Below are 15,691 nucleotides of genomic sequence, written 5' to 3'. Positions count from 1 at the left end.
AGGGGGCCGGGCGCGTCCCTTTCCCGCACGCAGGAACTCGGAAAGCAGATGAGCGAACCAGCCCCTAGCTTCAGCGCAGAATGGTGGGAAGTCTTCCTGAAGGAATCCAGGCAACTGAGCTGCCCCGTCGTATTCAAAGGCGCGCTCGGCCAAGCCAGAGCCGCCCTGTTCCGACAAGCCGTGCTGGACATCCTGGCCACGCTGGCGCGGCTGCGCACCGCTCGCTATGGCTTACGTATATACGCTGCGGGCCGCCTGCTCGACAGCGATGAGATGAACCGCATCTACGACAGCCCCCCTCAAGCCGGCGAAAGCCTGGAATGCTGGAGTGGGCGGGTGTTTCCCCAAACCCCTTTCGGCATCATTCTCAATGCCGGCGAAAAATTCCATCACGGACTGTCTTGCGAGGTCGCGCAGATGCTGGCGCCTTTGTTCGAAAGAGTCGGCCTGCCGCGGGAAGGCGTCCAATTCAGCATCTTCATCGGCGACTACGACAAAACCCCGCTCGGCATCCATCAGGACAAGCGCGGCGAGAACGTCATCCACCTCCATGTCGGCCCCGGTGCCAAAACCATGTATCTATGGGAGCCGGAACAATACCGCCGCTTGACTGACGAGCAAGGCATTCCCGAGCGCGACTTCAACGCGCTCAAGCCGCATGCCAGAACCTTCCGGTTCGAATCCGGCGACCTATTCTTCATGCCGGAAGGCACATTTCACATCGGCGCGCAGAGCGAGCTTTCCATTGGCATCACCGTCTGGCAATACACCCACACGAACCAGATGCTGGCCGACAACCTGCACGCCTTCCTGCTCAAGCAATTGCAGGCAGCCTCCGACGGCGCCATCGTCCACGATCCGTCGCCGCCGCAGGACACTCGCGCGCTGGACGCCATCCTGGCCCAGAGGCGGCTGCCGGATGAATACCGCGGCCGGGATTACGATCAGCTGCTGCGCCTCGCCTACCTGGACTGGCGCCACTGCCTGGCCAGCAATGCCGGCTACCGCAATCCGCCGTTTCCACGAGACGACAAGGCAAGCCTGGAGGCTGACGACCAAGTCCTGATGGAAACGCCTTACCGCATCCTGACGCGCGATACGATGCCAGGCAGGATGGCTGTCTACGTGCGCGGCAACAAACTGGAAATGAATCGCCACTCCGGCCTGATCGCGATGCTGGACCGCCTCAACCAGAACCAGCCCTGTGCCGTGGCCGAACTGCTGGAACTGCTGGACCCGGCGTGGCCGGAAAAAATCGGACTGCATCTATTAGGCGAACTGCTCCGCTGGCGCGGCATTCGCCGGCTGGAACCGCCATCGGACTGACGCTTGCCACTCAACCCGAGCCTGGGAATCCAAACATGCCCTATCCCCGCGAGAACGACGCGCTGGAAGACAGCCTTGCCCCCGCCCGCCTGCGGCGCCGGTTCGACGCCGACTGGTGGACCCGCTTTCTGACCCTGAACAAGCACATGAGCCAGCCCTGCGTCTTCTCCGACGCGCTGGACGCGGTACAGGTCCGGCTGATGCGCCGCCAGGTGCTGGACATTCTGGCCGAGGTCGCGCGGATCCACCAAACCAAGTATGGATACCGCCTGTGGCTGGACGGCCGGCAAGTAGACGATCTGGACGAACACTTCTCCCAGCCGCCGCTGGCGGACGAAGACGTGGAGAGCTGGGTCCGACGCGTATTCGGCGAACGCAAATTCGGCATCATCCTGAACCGCGGCGAGAAGTTCAGCGCCGGCTTGTCGCAAGCGATAGCGCTGATCCTGGAGCCGGCGTTGAAAATGATAGGCATGCCGACCGAAGGCATTCTGTTCACGATATTCATCGGCAATTACGACCTGACGCCGCTGGGCATACACAAGGATTCGCCGGGCAAGAGCGTGATCCATTTCCATCTCGGCCCCGGCTCCAAGACCATGTACACCTGGGACGACGACGACTACGTCACTGCCCCAGACGAAAAGCGCTTCAACAATATGAATGTCGCGCCCCATCTGCCCAGCGCGGCCGCCCACACCTTCCACGCAGGCCAGCTCTACTTCATGCCGGAAAACCGCTTCCATCTGGGCATGCAGAACGAACTGTCCATCGGCATCGCCTGCTGGTTCTACAACCGCTCCGACCACGATTTCGCCTGCGAGCTGTTGCACCGGGTCCGGGAAACCTGCCTGCGCCCTTCCGAGATCATGCTCAAGGCAGACCGACGGCCGATAGACGACGTCGGCACGGTGGAGGCCGCGCTGTCGCTGCTGGCGCTGCCCGAAGACGGCGATCTGCGCTCGCTGATGCGCGGCGCCTACCGCGACCTCCGCTATTCGCTGTTCAGCAACGGCGGCTACCGCAACAGCCCGATTCCCCGCGAGGTCCAACCCGAGATCCGGCCGGACAGCCGCGTCGCCGCGGCGGCGCCATACCGGATGCGGTGCATGCCTGCGCAGGCTGCCGGCCGTTTCGAGCTCTACGTGCGCGGCACCAAGCTCGCGCTGGGCAACTTCCCCGGCCTGGAAGGCGTCATCGACCGGCTGAACAGCGGCGGCAAGTTCGCCATCGCGGAAATCGCCGCCATGGTCGACGACCCGCTGGCGGAAAAAAAGGTCCATTACCTGCTGCGCCTGCTGCACCGCTACCACGGCGTCGACATCGAGCCAGGCTGAGCGCCTGCCGGCGCAAGCCACCCGTTTCCATGCGACCGATCCGGGCTTGATGTCGCAAAACTCGCGGCCCGCACCACTTGGGAGAAATGAATGAAGAATCCGACCTTGCAAGCCATGCTGGACGAGCTGGAAGGAGACTCCGACGCGGCCATCCAGGAAATCAGCGGCCAGGATCTGGAGTTCGTGTCCGGCGGCGAAATGGAAGAAGACCCGACGCAATGCGACTCCGGCTACGTCCGGTGCGACAAGGGCTTCTCCGGCTAGACAGCCTCGTCCGATTGGCGGCTGGCAGCTTGCGACAGAAAGGTTCTGCCCAGCATGCCGTCGCCCGCCCTGCGACCAGGGCGGCCCCCTCCAGGCCATGGCAGTGGCCGGGCCGCCCTGGCTCCCCCGCGGGCCTTTCCGCACCGATGACCAGGGAGAGTCCCCGATGGAAGGCGAATACGTTCTATCCCGATACCTGATCGCCTCGGGCGTGGTGAGTCCGGACCACCACCCCGACCCTTCGCGTCTGCTGTTCGCCAGCCGGACCGGCAAATCGCTGCTGATCAAGGAAAAAACCTACCAGCGCCTGCTCGCCGGCGAGTTCGCGAAAATGGACGAGGCAACGCTGCGCCAGTTGCGGGAGGACGAAGTCCTGGTCCCGCCAACCCGCGACGAATTCCGAGACATGCTGGAGAAAAACCGACAGGCCATAAGCGAGGTTGGCACGCTCAGCCTGACGCTGCAGCCGACCGCCAATTGCCAGCTGGGCTGCGTGTACTGCGGCCAGCAGCACGTCAAAAAGAACCTGGACGACGACACCTCCGCCCGCATCGTCGCCCGCATCATGGGCACGCTGCGGCGCAAGCCCTACGCCAAGCTGGCGATCAACTGGTATGGCGGCGAACCCATCCTGGCGCTGAAGCAGATAGAGGACATCAGCGGCCGGTTGATCAAACAATGCGGACAGGCCGGGATCCACTTCTTCGCCTCCATGGTCAGCAACGGGCTCAGCCTGAAACCCGACGTCTACCTGCGCCTGCAGCGGCATCGCGTAAACAGCTTCCAGATCACGCTGGACGGCATCGGCCAGGCCCATGACCTGATGCGGCCGGTCAAAGCCGGCGGCGGCAGTTTCGACATCATCCTGCAAAACCTGGTCGACGTGACCGGCATGCCGGAATTCAGCGCCAACCGCAGCGGCGTCACGATCCGCATCAACATCAACCGCCACAACCAGGGCAAGGTTGCCGATCTGATAGACCTGCTGGCCGAGCGGGGGCTGGCGGCGCGCAATGTGGGGCTGGATTTTCGCCCGGTGGTGGACTGGGGCGGCAACCAGGCCGACCGCGACAGCCTGCCGGCGGCGGACTTCGCCGCGCTGGAAATAGGCTGGACGCAGCACGCGATACGGCGGGGATTCGAATTCGACCGCATTCTGCCCGCCCGCACCATCGCCCCCTGCATGGTGGTGATGCCAGACGCCGAGGTCTACGACGCCTACGGCAACATCTACCCCTGCTACGAATTTCCGTACACGCCCAAGTACGACGCGCCCAAATACAAGATCGGGCATATCCGCAGCATCGACCAGGTCCGCAACGACAAGGCCGTCACCCGCGAATGGTACGCCGACATCCAGACCGGCATGTCGCCGTGTCCGCGCTGCCCGCTGTTTCCGGTATGCGGCGGCGGCTGCGCCAAGCTGTGGTACAACGGCGAAACCGGCTGTCCATCTTTCAAGCTGAATCTGCCCGAACGGCTGGTGCTGGACTACTGGATGCGGAAGCGCCGGCGAACGTCCGAGCCGGCGCCGGCCATCGCCTGACGCCAGCGTTCGTCACTTCACCCCCAGCCGCTCCATCCGGTAACGCAAGGAACGAAAAGTGACGCCCAGTTTCTTCGCGGCCTGGGTGCGATTGTAACGGGTGCCCTCCAGCGCCTTGACGATGGCCTCGCGCTCGACGCGGTCAAGGTAGTCCTGCAGCGGTTCGCCGCTACCGGGTTCCGGGCTGTATTCGACGCAGGGCGTCAGCTGCAGATCGTCGCGGGACAGCGAAGGCGAGGCGGCCAAGGCCACCGCGCGCTCCAGGATGTTTTCCAGCTCGCGGAAATTGCCGGGGTAGGCGTGGTCCTGCAGCGCGCGGCGCGCGTCGGCAGTCAGCCGCGGCGCGGACGCGCCGCCGAAACGCTGCAGCAAGCGATCGGCAAACAGCGGGATATCGTCGCGCAGTTCTCTCAGCGGCGGCATGCGCAGCGGCAGTACATTGAGGCGATAGTACAGGTCCTGGCGGAACTGCCCCGCCTCCACCCGCGCCGCCAGATCGCGGTGAGTGGCGCAGATGATGCGAACATCCGCCGCCTCTTCCTGGCTGGCGCCCAGCTTGCGCACCGCCTTCTCCTGGATCGCGCGCAGCAGCTTCACCTGCATCGCCAGCGGCAACTCGGCCACCTCATCCAGGAACAAGGTGCCGCCTTGCGCCAGCTGGAAGAAACCGTCGCGGTCGGCATCGGCGCCGGTGAAGGCGCCTTTGCGATAGCCGAAGAACTCGCTCTCCATCAGGCTTTCCGGGATCGCGCCGCAGTTGACGGCGACGAAGGGCTTGTCCGCGCGCGGCCCCAGCTCGTGGATCAGCCGCGCCGCCTGTTCCTTGCCGGTGCCGGATTCGCCGCCGATAGACACCGCCGCCTGGCTGCGCGACAGCTTTTCCGCCAGCCGCAACACCTCCTGTATCGCCGGCGACTCGCCCAGCAACCGCTGCCGCGCGGATGGTCTGGCAGACGGGACCTCCACTTTCAGCGCGCTCTTCACCAGGCTGCGCAACTGCGCCAGGCTGACCGGCTTTTGCAGGTAGTCGAAGGCGCCGGCCTTCATCGCCCGCACCGCGTTGTCGGCGCTGCCATGGGCGGTGATCACGGCGATGGGCAGGTCCAGCCCGCGTTCGCCGATATGGTTGACCACATCCAGGCCATCTCCGTCCGGCAGCCGCATGTCGGTCAGCGCCAGGTCGAAGCCGCCGCCGTCGAGCGCGGCCTTGGCCTCGGCCACGTTGGCGGCGCAAACCGGAGCCAGGCCCATTTTCAACAGCGTCAGCTCCAAGAGTTCCCGGATGTCCGGCTCGTCGTCGACGATCAATACGCGCAGAGTCTTAGTCATGGGCCTGATGGCATATCAGCCGGAACACGCCGCCGGGCGGGCTGTAGTCCAGCCGCGCGTCGTTGGCTTCGGCCAGCTCGCGGGCGATGTACAGCCCCAGGCCGCTGCCGGCGCTTTCCGTGGTGAAAAAGGGTTCGAACAGCCGCGCCTGATCGGCCTCGGACACGCCGGGGCCATCGTCTATCACGCGCAGGATCAACACGCTATCGGCGACGCCGGCCTGCAGCCGCACCGAGCCGGGCCCGCGGCTGCCGTGCCGCCAGGCGTTGGCCAGCAGGTTGCCGAGTATCTGGGCCAGGTGGTCGCGGTCGAAACTCAGCCGGCAACCATCGCTCAGCTCGCAGGCCACCGCGCCGGCGGCGCCGGGATGCGACAGCGAAAACTGCTCCAGCAACTGGCCGACGAAAGGCGCCAGTTCGATGGCCTCGCGCCGGACGCGGTCGCGTCGGCCCAGCGTCAGCACATCCTCCACCATGCCGTTGATGCGGCGGGTGTTGTCCTGGACGATGCCGAACAGGCGCAATCGCGTCGGGTCCGACTCGTCCTCGGCCAGCAGATCCGCCGCGTGGCGTATCGCCGACAGCGGATTGCGGACCTCGTGCGCGATGTTGGCGGTCAGCCGCCCCAGCGCCGCCAGCTTCACCCGCTTGGCCTCCTCGGCCATGTCCGCCATATCGCGCAGAAACAGCACCACGCCGCGCAGCTCGCCTACCGGCACCGGCACCAGCCGCCCCACCAACTGGCGGCCGCGCACATTCTGCTGCACCAGGGTGGCCAGCGCCGGGCAACCGTCATCGCGCCAGCGCCGCACCAGCGGCAACAGCTCCGGCAACGGCGAGCCGCGCTGCAGGCCGGCGAAATAACGCTCGGCCTGCAGGTTGAACTGGCGCAGCCGGCCATCCTCGTCCAACACCACCACCGCGTCGCGCTGGCTTTGCAGAATCAGTTCGTTCAGGTGGTTGAGGTTGGCGATCTCGCCGCCGCGCTGGACCGCCAGCGCCTCCGACGCGCGCGCCAGCCGGCCCAACTGCCAGGTGGCGATGGCAGTGACGAAACAGGCGGAGGCGAGCAGGGCGCTATAAGACAGATCGGAGGGGCGGGCCAGTCCCAGCCAGTGCTCCAGCCCGGAATAGCACAGCAGCGCCAGCGTGGCGATAGCGGCGTAGAACAGCGCGTAACGGCCGGTGGACAGGAGGCCGGCGGCAGCGAGATAAGGCAGCAGCAGCAGGCCGAAGCCGCCATGGATGCCGTCGTTCATCGCCATCAGCCACACCATCATCGCGATGTCGGCGGCGATGGCCAGCGTCAGTTGCAGCGTGTGTCCCAGCCGTCCCTCGCGCACCAGGAACCAGACCGCGATCAGCAGCAGATAGACGCCGCTCCACAGATAAAAACGCGGCCCGCCCTCTATCATCGGCAGGCCGTCGCCGCCGGACAGCAGCGACAGCGTGAACAGCACCAGCAGCAACAGCCCGCGGAAGCCGTTGACGAACAGCAGCGCGGCGCGGGGACTCAGCGTTTGCGGCAGGGCTGTCCGGCGCATCACATCGGCAGCTCCCGGATGGCCCCCACCAGCCACTTCTTGGGCATCAGCTTGCCCTTTTTGGCGCGTTTGGCGAGGAACTCTTCCAGCGCGATCTTCTCATCCGCCACCTTGCCGCGCACCGAGGTGGTGGACAGCAGCGCCTTGTCGCCGGCCACCAGGCCGACGGCCGTCATGCGCGCGCCCTCGTCCAGCGCCAGCAGCATCAGGCCGCGGCCCTTGGCCAGCTCCTTCAGCTCCGCCGCCGGGAAGGCCAGCAGGCGGCCGCTGTCGCTGGCGGCCACCAATTGCAGTTGCTCCAGCGGCGCGGCGGGCAGGCGCGCCGGCTCCAGTACCGTTTCCTGCGCGTCCAGGGTGATGAAGGCTTTGCCGGCCTTTACCCGGCCCGCCATGTCGGCGATCTTGGCGATGAAGCCGTAGCCGCCGCTGCCGGCGACGACAAAACGGGCGTCGTCCGGGCCGGAGATCAGCTGCGCCGGCTTGGCACCGTCCTGCAGGTCCACCAGGGAGGCGACGGGCACGCCGTCGCCGCGGCCGGTCGGCACCGTGGCCGGATCGATGGTGTAGGCGCGGCCGTTGTGGTCCAGCACGATGGCGTTCCACACTGTGCGCGTTTCCACTGCCGCTGCCAGCGCGTCGCCGTCCTTGAAGCTCAGCGTTTCCAGCTCCACGTTGTGGCCGACGCGGGCGCGTATCCAGCCTTTTTGCGACAGGATCAGCGTCACCGGCTCGTCGGCGGTGGTCTGGGTCAGCACGGCGCGCTCGGCGGCCTTGATCTCGCTGCGGCGCTTGTCGCCGTACTTGGCGGCGTCGGCCTGAATCTCGTCGCGGATCAGGCGGGTGAGCGCGTCCGGGGTGTCCAGGATGTGGCGCAGGCCTTCGCGTTCCTCGCGCAGATCGGACAGCTCCTTCTCCAGCTTGAACCCTTCCAGCCGCGCCAATTGGCGCAGGCGGATTTCCAGGATGTCCTCGGCCTGGATCTCGGTCAGGCCGAAGGCCTTGATCAGGTCCGGCTTGGGCTCGTCCGATTCGCGGATCACCCGGATCACTTCATCGATATGGATGAAGGCGATCATCCGGCCTTCCAGGATGTGGATGCGCTTGTCCACCTGGGCCAGGCGGTGCGCCAGGCGGCGGGTGACGGTAGCGCGGCGGAAGTCTATCCATTCGCTCAGAATCGGCTTGAGGCCCTTCTGACCCGGGCGGCCGTCCAGGCCTATCATCACCAGGTTCAGCGAGGCGTTGCCCTCCAGGCTGGTCTGCGCCAGCAAGATGTTCATGAACTCGTCCGGGTCCTGGCGGCTGGACTTGGGCTCGAACACCAGCCGCACCGGGTTTTCGCTGTCGGATTCGTCGCGCACGCGGTCCAGCAGGTCCAGCATCAGCTTCTTCAGGTTCTGCTGGTCTTGCGACAGCTGTTTCTTGCCGGCCTTGAGCTTGGGATTGGTGGCCTCTTCGATCTCCGCCAGCACCTTCTGCGCGCTGGAGCCGGGCGGCAGCTCGGTGACGATGGCGCGCCACTGGCCGCGCGCCAGCTTGTCGATTTCCCACTTGGCGCGCACGCGCACGCTGCCGCGGCCGGTTTCGTAGGCGGACTGGATGTCGGCTTGCGGGGTGATGATCTGGCCGCCGCCGGGAAAGTCCGGGCCGGGGATGTATCGCATCAGCGCGGCGGTGTCCAGCGTCGGGTCATCCAGCAGGGCCAGGCAGGCGTTGGCGACTTCGGTCAGGTTGTGCGGCGGAATCTCCGTCGCCATGCCCACCGCGATGCCGGACGCGCCGTTGAGCAACACCATGGGCAGGCGGGCCGGCAGCAGCGAGGGCTCGTCGAAGGCGCCGTCGTAGTTGGGCACGAAGTCCACCGTGCCCATGTCGATCTCGGACAGCAACAGCTCGGCGATGGGCGTCAGCCGCGCTTCGGTGTAACGCATGGCGGCCGCGCCGTCGCCGTCGCGGCTGCCGAAGTTGCCCTGGCCGTCGATCAGCGGGTAGCGCAAGGTGAAGTCCTGCGCCATCCGCACCAGCGCTTCGTAGGCCGAGCTATCGCCGTGCGGGTGGTATTTGCCGAGGATTTCGCCGACCACGCGCGCCGATTTCACCGGCTTGGCGCCGTGGACCAGGCCCATGTCGCGCATCGCGTACAGGATGCGGCGCTGTACCGGCTTCTGGCCGTCGGCCACTTCCGGCAACGCCCGGCCCTTGACCACGCTCATCGCGTATTCCAGGTAGGCGCGCTCGGCGTACAGGTCCAGCGGAATCCAGTCGCCGCTGTCGGCTTGCGGCGCGGCCGGAGGCGGCGGCGTCAGGTCGCCGGACGGAGCCGGCGAATCGAAGAGATCGTGGTCGTTCATATATAAATGCTAGTGTCTTGATCTGGATGGCGGCGCGCGTTCGGGCTAAATGCTATAGCATCGCTGACGACCGAGCCGGTAATGGGAGGGATTCTACTATGGCAAACAGGATAGCGTGGCACTGCCACGGTTTCGACGACTTCACCCCGCGCGCGCTGTACCAAGCGCTGCAGCTTCGCGACCAGGTATTCGTGGTGGAGCAGCAGTCCATCTACGGCGACGTGGACGGCGTGGACACCCACTGCCTGCACCTGTCCGGCCGCGACGACGCCGGCCGGCTGCTGGCCTACGCCCGGCTGATCGCGCCGGGCGAAAAATACCCGGACGCGGCGGCCATCGGCCGGGTGGTGGTGGCGCCGGAAGCCCGCGGCCAAGGCATGGGCAAGGCGCTGATGGCGCAGGCGGTGGCGCAGTGCCGGGCCCACTATCCCGGCCAGCCCATCATGCTGTCGGCCCAGGTGGAGGCCAGCGCGCTGTACTCGGCCTTCGGCTTCGAACCGGTGTCGGAGCCATACGACGACGGCGGGATACTGCATGTGGACATGCGGCGCGGATGAGCGGCGCAACGCGATGAAAAACGGACAGCACACCAGCTGTCCGTTTTGTTCTTCATCGGTCGATGAAACAGGCTTACATCTTGTACGCGCCCTTCAGGAAGAAGCTGCGGCCGATCGGGTCGGTGAAGCGCGGATCATAGTTTTGTTGGGTCAGCCGCTGCTGATTGCTGTACGGTGGCTCCTGGTCGAACAGATTCTTGATCCCCGCAGTCACCGTGAACTGTTTGTTGAAAGCGTAGGTGCCGGACACATTCCAGGTGGAGTAGGGCTTGACCATGTGGTTGCTGCCCTTGGAATTGTCCGAAGCGTTCTGATCGGTATAGCCGGACTTATAGTTCTGCGACAGGATCGCGCTCCAGGCTCCTCGCATCCAGCTAAGCGTCAGATTATGTTGCCAGCGGAAATTGGGGCCAGCGTCCACGTAGCGCCCCACGCTGTTGGTATAATCGCCACCTTTTTCGTTCTGGTACGCGTACTTGGCCAGATAGGTACCGTCCAGCGTCGCCATGAAGGTGCCGAGCGAGGTTTTGGGCAGCGTCCAGCTCATGCGCAAATCCACGCCGGAGGCGCTGATGTTCCCCAGGTTGGAAATGTCGTCAATGATGTACTGGTAGTTGCCGTTGGCGTCCCGCACATAACGGTCAGCATACTTGGCCGGATTGTTGAGGATCAGCGTTTCGTCCAGAATATTGATCTGGTCCTTGATCATCGTCCACCACAGGTCCGCACTGGCGGTGAAGTCCTTGGTTGGCTCGATCACCATTCCCAGCGACAGCGAGGAAGACTTTTCCGGGCTCAGGTTTTTGTTGCCGCCCACCCGCTTATCCCGCTGCATTTTGCTGCAACCCGTGCCATCGGTGCCAGGCAGCGGCGAGCCGCTAGGACAAGCGGCGGCGTCGACGAACTTGGTGCCGGTCAACTGCAACTGGTTGGGTCGATAGATGTCGTATAGCGACGGCGCACGGAATCCCTTGCTGGCAGAGCCACGGAACATCACTTTTGGATCGGGCTGGAACTTGAACGCCACCTTGGGGTTCAACGAGCTTTCAGTATCACTGTAATGGTCGTAGCGGGTAGCGAGCTGCAGATCCAGATTCTTCAGCACCGGGATATCCGCCTCTCCGAAAACCGCATAGGCGGAACGGCTGCCCATCGAGTCCTCTGTCTTGCTCTGGCCGGTGCTGAGCGCGTCGCGGGTGATCGCCTTGTTGTAGACCGTGCTCAAACTTTCGCGGCGCACCTCGGCCCCTAAAGCAACCCCGACCATGCCGGCAGGCAATTGAAACAGCTCTCGGCTGATCTTAGCGTCGGCCATGTCGATGGTGGACTTGGCCTCCTTGGTCTGGCCGGTGATGCCGACCGCGCGCCAGGCCGCCAGGTTATTGCCGCTCAAATCGAATGGATCCAATGCGCCACCATCCACTGCTGCCTGCATCCGGGATTTGCTGACATAGCCGGACGTCAACGTCTCTTTCACCAGATTTTCCGAACGGCCGATACCTGCGCGATAGTCCCAGCCGGCCACCAGGCCTTCCAGATTGACCTGCAATCGCTGGGTAACCGAGTTCGCCTCGGTTTCGCGGTTTCCAAGCGGCACCGTGCGTACATAAAGGAGATCGCGCTTGGTCGGATCGACCGCATTGGCCCGGGTGATCTCGCCGCCTGTTGGCAGCGGCGCGTTTTGCGAGGTGGTAATCGTTTCGGTGCGTGTATATTGCAGCGACAGCTCGTGGTTGTCGCCCAAACGCTTGGTGCCGCGCACAATGCCGGAAACCTGCTCGACCTCAGGCGACAACGCCGGATAAAGCGAGTAGTACTCCTTGCAGATGCCATCAACCAACTGGGAGTACGGCGGGCGGCACGCCGTATTCGAGCTCTTCCACGTCTTGGTCACACCGTCCACGTAATTGCCCGGCCAAGCGTTCGGGCTGCTGCCGGTATCGGCAGTGATCTTGTTGGAAAAGTCGCGTTGGCTCGCCATCACGGCATCGCGCTTCAGGTAGTCTATCGCGCCGTAGACGTTGAAACCGTCCTGGCCCAGATCGCCGAAGCCATAGGACGCATTGAGGCGCTTCTCATCGCCTCCGCCGTGCTGAGGATTGGCGAAGCTTCCGCCAATATTCAAACCCTTGACACTTTTCTTGGTGATGAAGTTCATCACTCCACCGATAGCGTCGGTGCCATAGATCGCGGATGCGCCATCCAGCAGTACCTCCACCCTATCAATTACCGACAACGGGATAGCGTTAAGGTCGGCCGAGGTGCCGTCGATAGCCTGGTTAGCCATGCGGCGGCCATCCAGCAATACCAGCGTGTACTGGTTGCCTAGTCCACGCAAGCTAGCGAAAGAACCGCCACCGGTGGAGGCGCCCACCGCGTAGGAAGCGCCTTGCGTCGACTGGTTTGCAGCAATGCTATTGACCACCTGCTCGACCGTGGTCAGGCCCTGCTTGGCGAGATCTTCCGTCTTCAGAATAGTGACCGGCAGCGCTTTTTCCTGCTTGATACTGCGCTTGATGTTGGAGCCGGTGATCGTCACCCGTTCCAATTGGTTATCGTCGGCAGCGTGCGCGAAGCCGCTGCCCATCAGGCCGATCGCGGCGATCGCCTGGGCCAGAGTCTTGACTCTCATCTCATTTCCCTTTGCTCATCTCGGTGTTTGCGCTGCATGGGCGCAAATCTGGACCGCAGTTGTCACATCGCTGCAACATTGCGGAAGAAATGAAAATGGCATTAAAACATGTCAATGGCAAATCATTTGCCGATCATTGGTTCGCATCTCCCCCGGAGCGGAGCCGCCGAATCTGTTAATTCATTGATGACAATTGTGTTTCTATATGAATCGATCCGCTGCAGCTCCCCGGCAATGTGTCAACAAAACAACAAGCTGTCATGATCGGGGGGCCCGCCCCACGCCTTCCTGCCAGGTGGCCGCCGCATCCGCTTGCGGCGCGCATCTTCGCCACGCCCCGCGGGACGGCGCCGGCGACTTAGGCTAAAATGTCCTGTTTTCGTCTGCGGCGCCATTCGCCCATGCATCTGCTTGCCTTCGGACTCAACCATCACACCGCTCCGCTGTCGATACGGGAAAAGCTGGCGTTTTCAGCCGATACCCTGCCGCGCGCGCTGGAAAGTCTGCTGGCCTCGCAGGCGGCGCGGGAGGCTGCCATCATCTCCACCTGCAACCGCACCGAGATCTATTGCAGCAGCCCGGACCCGCACGCGGCCCTGGATTGGCTGTGCCAGTTCCACGGGCTGAACCGGACCGAACTGGAACCCTATCTGTATCGGCTGGAAGCGTCGCAGGCTGCCCGGCATGCCTTCCGCGTCGCGTCCGGGCTGGATTCGATGGTGCTGGGCGAGACCCAGATCCTGGGCCAACTGAAGGACGCGGTGCGCAGCGCCGAACACGCCGGCACGCTGGGCACGCTGCTGAACGGCCTGTTCCAGCGCACCTTCGCCGTGGCCAAGGAAGTGCGCTCCAGCACCGCGGTGGGGGCCAGCTCGGTGTCGATGTCGGCGGCGGCGGTGAAGCTGGCCGAACAGATCTTTCCGTCCATCGCCGAACTGAACGTACTGTTCGTCGGCGCTGGCGAGATGATCGAGCTGGTGGCCACCCACTTCGCCGCGCGCAATCCATCCTGTATCACCGTGGCCAACCGCACGCTGGAACGCGGCCAGCGGCTGGCCGAGCAATTCGGCGGCAACGCGATCACGCTGGCCGAGCTGCCGGAATCGCTGGCCCGCTACGACGTGGTGGTGACCTCCACCGCCAGCCAGCTGCCCATCATCGGCAAGGGCATGGTGGAGCGGGCGATCAAGGCGCGCCGCCACCGGCCGATGTTCATGCTGGACCTCGCCGTGCCGCGCGACATCGAACTTGAGGTGGGCACGCTGGACGACGTGTTCTTGTACAGCGTCGACGACATCGCCGGCATCGTGGAAGTGGGCAAGGAGGCGCGGCAGAACGCCGCGGAAGAGGCGGAAACCATCATCCAGGCCCGCGTCGCCGAGTTTTCCGACTGGCTGAAAAAACGCGAGACGGTGCCGCTGATCCGCGCGCTGCGCGACGAGGCCGACCGCGCCCGCCGCCACGCGCTGGAAGGCGCATTGAAGCAACTGGCGCGCGGCGACGCGCCGGAAAAAGTGCTGGAGGCCCTGTCCGTCCAGCTGACCAACAAACTGATGCACCCGCCGACCCAGGCCCTGTCCTCGGGCAGCGGCGCGGAGCATGACGCGCAGGTTCAAACCATCGCGCGGCTTTACCGTTTACACCCGGAGTCGTAATGAAAGCGTCTATCGCGGCCAGGCTCGCCCAGTTGGCCGACCGTCTGGAAGAGGTAACCCACCTGCTCGCCAGCGAAACGGCCACCCAGGACATGGAGGCCTTTAGAAAACTCACCCGCGAACACGCCGAGCTGACGCCGGTGGTGGAAACCTTCGCCGCCTATCGGCAGTGCGAGGGCGACATCGCCGCCGCCGAAGAGATGCTGGCCGACCCGGAAATGAAGGAATTCGCCCAAGCGGAAATCGCCGAAGGCAAGGACAAGCTGGCGGCGCTGGACGTTGAATTGCAAAAGCTGTTGCTGCCCAAGGATCCCAACGACGACAAGAACATCTTCCTGGAAGTGCGCGCCGGTACCGGCGGCGACGAAGCGGCGCTGTTCGCGGCCGACCTGTTGCGCATGTACACCCGCTACGCCGAGCGCAACCGCTGGCAGGTGGAGATCGTCTCCGCCAGCGAGTCCGATCTGGGCGGCTACAAAGAAGTGATCGTGCGGCTGGTGGGCCAGGGCGCGTATTCGCGGCTGAAGTTCGAATCCGGCGGCCACCGCGTGCAGCGCGTGCCGGCCACCGAAACCCAGGGCCGCATCCACACCTCCGCCTGCACGGTGGCGGTGATGGCCGAGGCCGACGAGATCGCCGAAGTGGTGCTGAACCCGGCCGACCTGCGCATCGACACCTTCAGAGCCAGCGGCGCCGGAGGCCAGCACATCAACAAGACCGACTCGGCGGTGCGCATCACCCACTTGCCGACGGGGATTGTGGCGGAGTGCCAGGACGGCCGCTCGCAGCACGCCAACAAAGCCAGCGCGATGCAGGTGCTGGCGGCGCGCATCTACGACATCCAGCTTCGCGAAAAAAACCAGAAGGAAGCGGCTGAGCGCAAGAGCCTGATCGGCTCCGGCGACCGCTCCGAGCGCATCCGCACCTACAACTACCCGCAAGGCCGCATCACCGACCACCGCATCAATCTGACGCTGTACAAGCTCGATTACGTGATGGACGGCGACCTGCAGGAGCTGACCGACGCGCTGATCGCCGAGCAGCAGGCCGAGCTGTTGGCCGCGCTGGGCGATTGAAGCGATTGCCGCGCGCCTTGGTCGGCGTTAGAATCATCGGCTGAAAAAGAGGGTCGCTCGCGCGGCCCAGTCCAT

General features: G+C 64.6%; 11 protein-coding genes. 7 read left to right on the top strand and 4 right to left on the bottom strand.

The genetic code is table 11. From position 1 onward, the window contains the following. Nucleotides 1-48: 48 nt before the first annotated feature. From DK842_RS08985 to DK842_RS08975, 4 genes are all read left to right on the top strand, one after another. Entirely contained in the window at nt 49-1,326 is a 1,278-nt protein-coding gene (locus tag DK842_RS08985; protein ID WP_168194855.1) for a cupin domain-containing protein, read from the top strand. 35 nt (nt 1,327-1,361) lie between these two features. Then, entirely contained in the window at nt 1,362-2,663 is a 1,302-nt protein-coding gene (locus tag DK842_RS08980; RefSeq protein WP_114061155.1) for a hypothetical protein, read from the top strand. A gap of 90 nt (nt 2,664-2,753) precedes the next feature. Beyond that, nucleotides 2,754-2,927, top strand: coding sequence for a hypothetical protein (locus DK842_RS23415; protein ID WP_168191860.1), 174 nt, complete (start codon nt 2,754-2,756; stop codon nt 2,925-2,927). A gap of 166 nt (nt 2,928-3,093) precedes the next feature. Further along, complete coding sequence (locus DK842_RS08975) at nt 3,094-4,473, top strand: radical SAM/SPASM domain-containing protein (protein WP_168194854.1); 1,380 nt, start codon at nt 3,094-3,096, stop codon at nt 4,471-4,473. Nucleotides 4,474-4,485: 12 nt separating this feature from the next. Here DK842_RS08975 and DK842_RS08970 read toward each other — a convergent pair whose 3' ends face one another. From DK842_RS08970 to parC, 3 genes are read right to left on the bottom strand one after another with little or no spacing between them, the layout of a single operon-like run. After that, a complete protein-coding gene (locus DK842_RS08970) occupies nt 4,486-5,802 on the bottom strand; it encodes a sigma-54-dependent transcriptional regulator (protein ID WP_114061153.1) in 1,317 nt (438 codons plus the stop codon). Next, nucleotides 5,795-7,345 carry a sensor histidine kinase gene (locus DK842_RS08965; protein ID WP_114061152.1) on the bottom strand — a complete coding sequence of 517 codons (1,551 nt, stop codon included), beginning with the start codon at nt 7,343-7,345 and terminating at the stop codon, nt 5,795-5,797. Before DK842_RS08965 ends, DK842_RS08970 begins: the two co-directional genes overlap by 8 nt. After that, nucleotides 7,345-9,696 (bottom strand): DNA topoisomerase IV subunit A, encoded by a 2,352-nt coding sequence (parC, locus tag DK842_RS08960; RefSeq protein ID WP_114061151.1) that lies wholly within the window; start codon nt 9,694-9,696, stop codon nt 7,345-7,347. Before parC ends, DK842_RS08965 begins: the two co-directional genes overlap by 1 nt. A 98-nt stretch (nt 9,697-9,794) precedes the next feature. On the opposite strand from parC, the gene DK842_RS08955 reads away from it, so the two are divergent. Next, on the top strand, nt 9,795-10,253 hold the full coding sequence (locus DK842_RS08955; RefSeq protein WP_114061150.1) for a GNAT family N-acetyltransferase: 459 nt from the start codon (nt 9,795-9,797) through the stop codon (nt 10,251-10,253). A 73-nt stretch (nt 10,254-10,326) separates the two neighbouring features. Here DK842_RS08955 and DK842_RS08950 read toward each other — a convergent pair whose 3' ends face one another. Beyond that, nucleotides 10,327-12,885, bottom strand: a complete 2,559-nt coding sequence (locus tag DK842_RS08950; protein WP_114061149.1) for a TonB-dependent receptor — start codon at nt 12,883-12,885, stop codon at nt 10,327-10,329. A 401-nt stretch (nt 12,886-13,286) separates the two neighbouring features. Between DK842_RS08950 and hemA the strand changes: the two genes are divergently transcribed. Beyond that, nucleotides 13,287-14,540 (top strand): glutamyl-tRNA reductase, encoded by a 1,254-nt coding sequence (hemA, locus tag DK842_RS08945; RefSeq protein ID WP_114061148.1) that lies wholly within the window; start codon nt 13,287-13,289, stop codon nt 14,538-14,540. Further along, entirely contained in the window at nt 14,540-15,616 is a 1,077-nt protein-coding gene (gene prfA, locus DK842_RS08940) for a peptide chain release factor 1 (RefSeq protein ID WP_114061147.1), read from the top strand. The genes hemA and prfA overlap by 1 nt, the downstream gene beginning before the upstream one ends. Nucleotides 15,617-15,691 lie beyond the last annotated feature (75 nt).

This window comes from Chromobacterium phragmitis, assembly GCF_003325475.1.
In the GTDB taxonomy this organism is placed as follows: Bacteria; Pseudomonadota; Gammaproteobacteria; order Burkholderiales; family Chromobacteriaceae; genus Chromobacterium; species Chromobacterium phragmitis.
The sequence above is the reverse complement of the archived record's forward strand: the minus strand, read 5'-3'. Positions and strand labels throughout refer to the sequence as shown.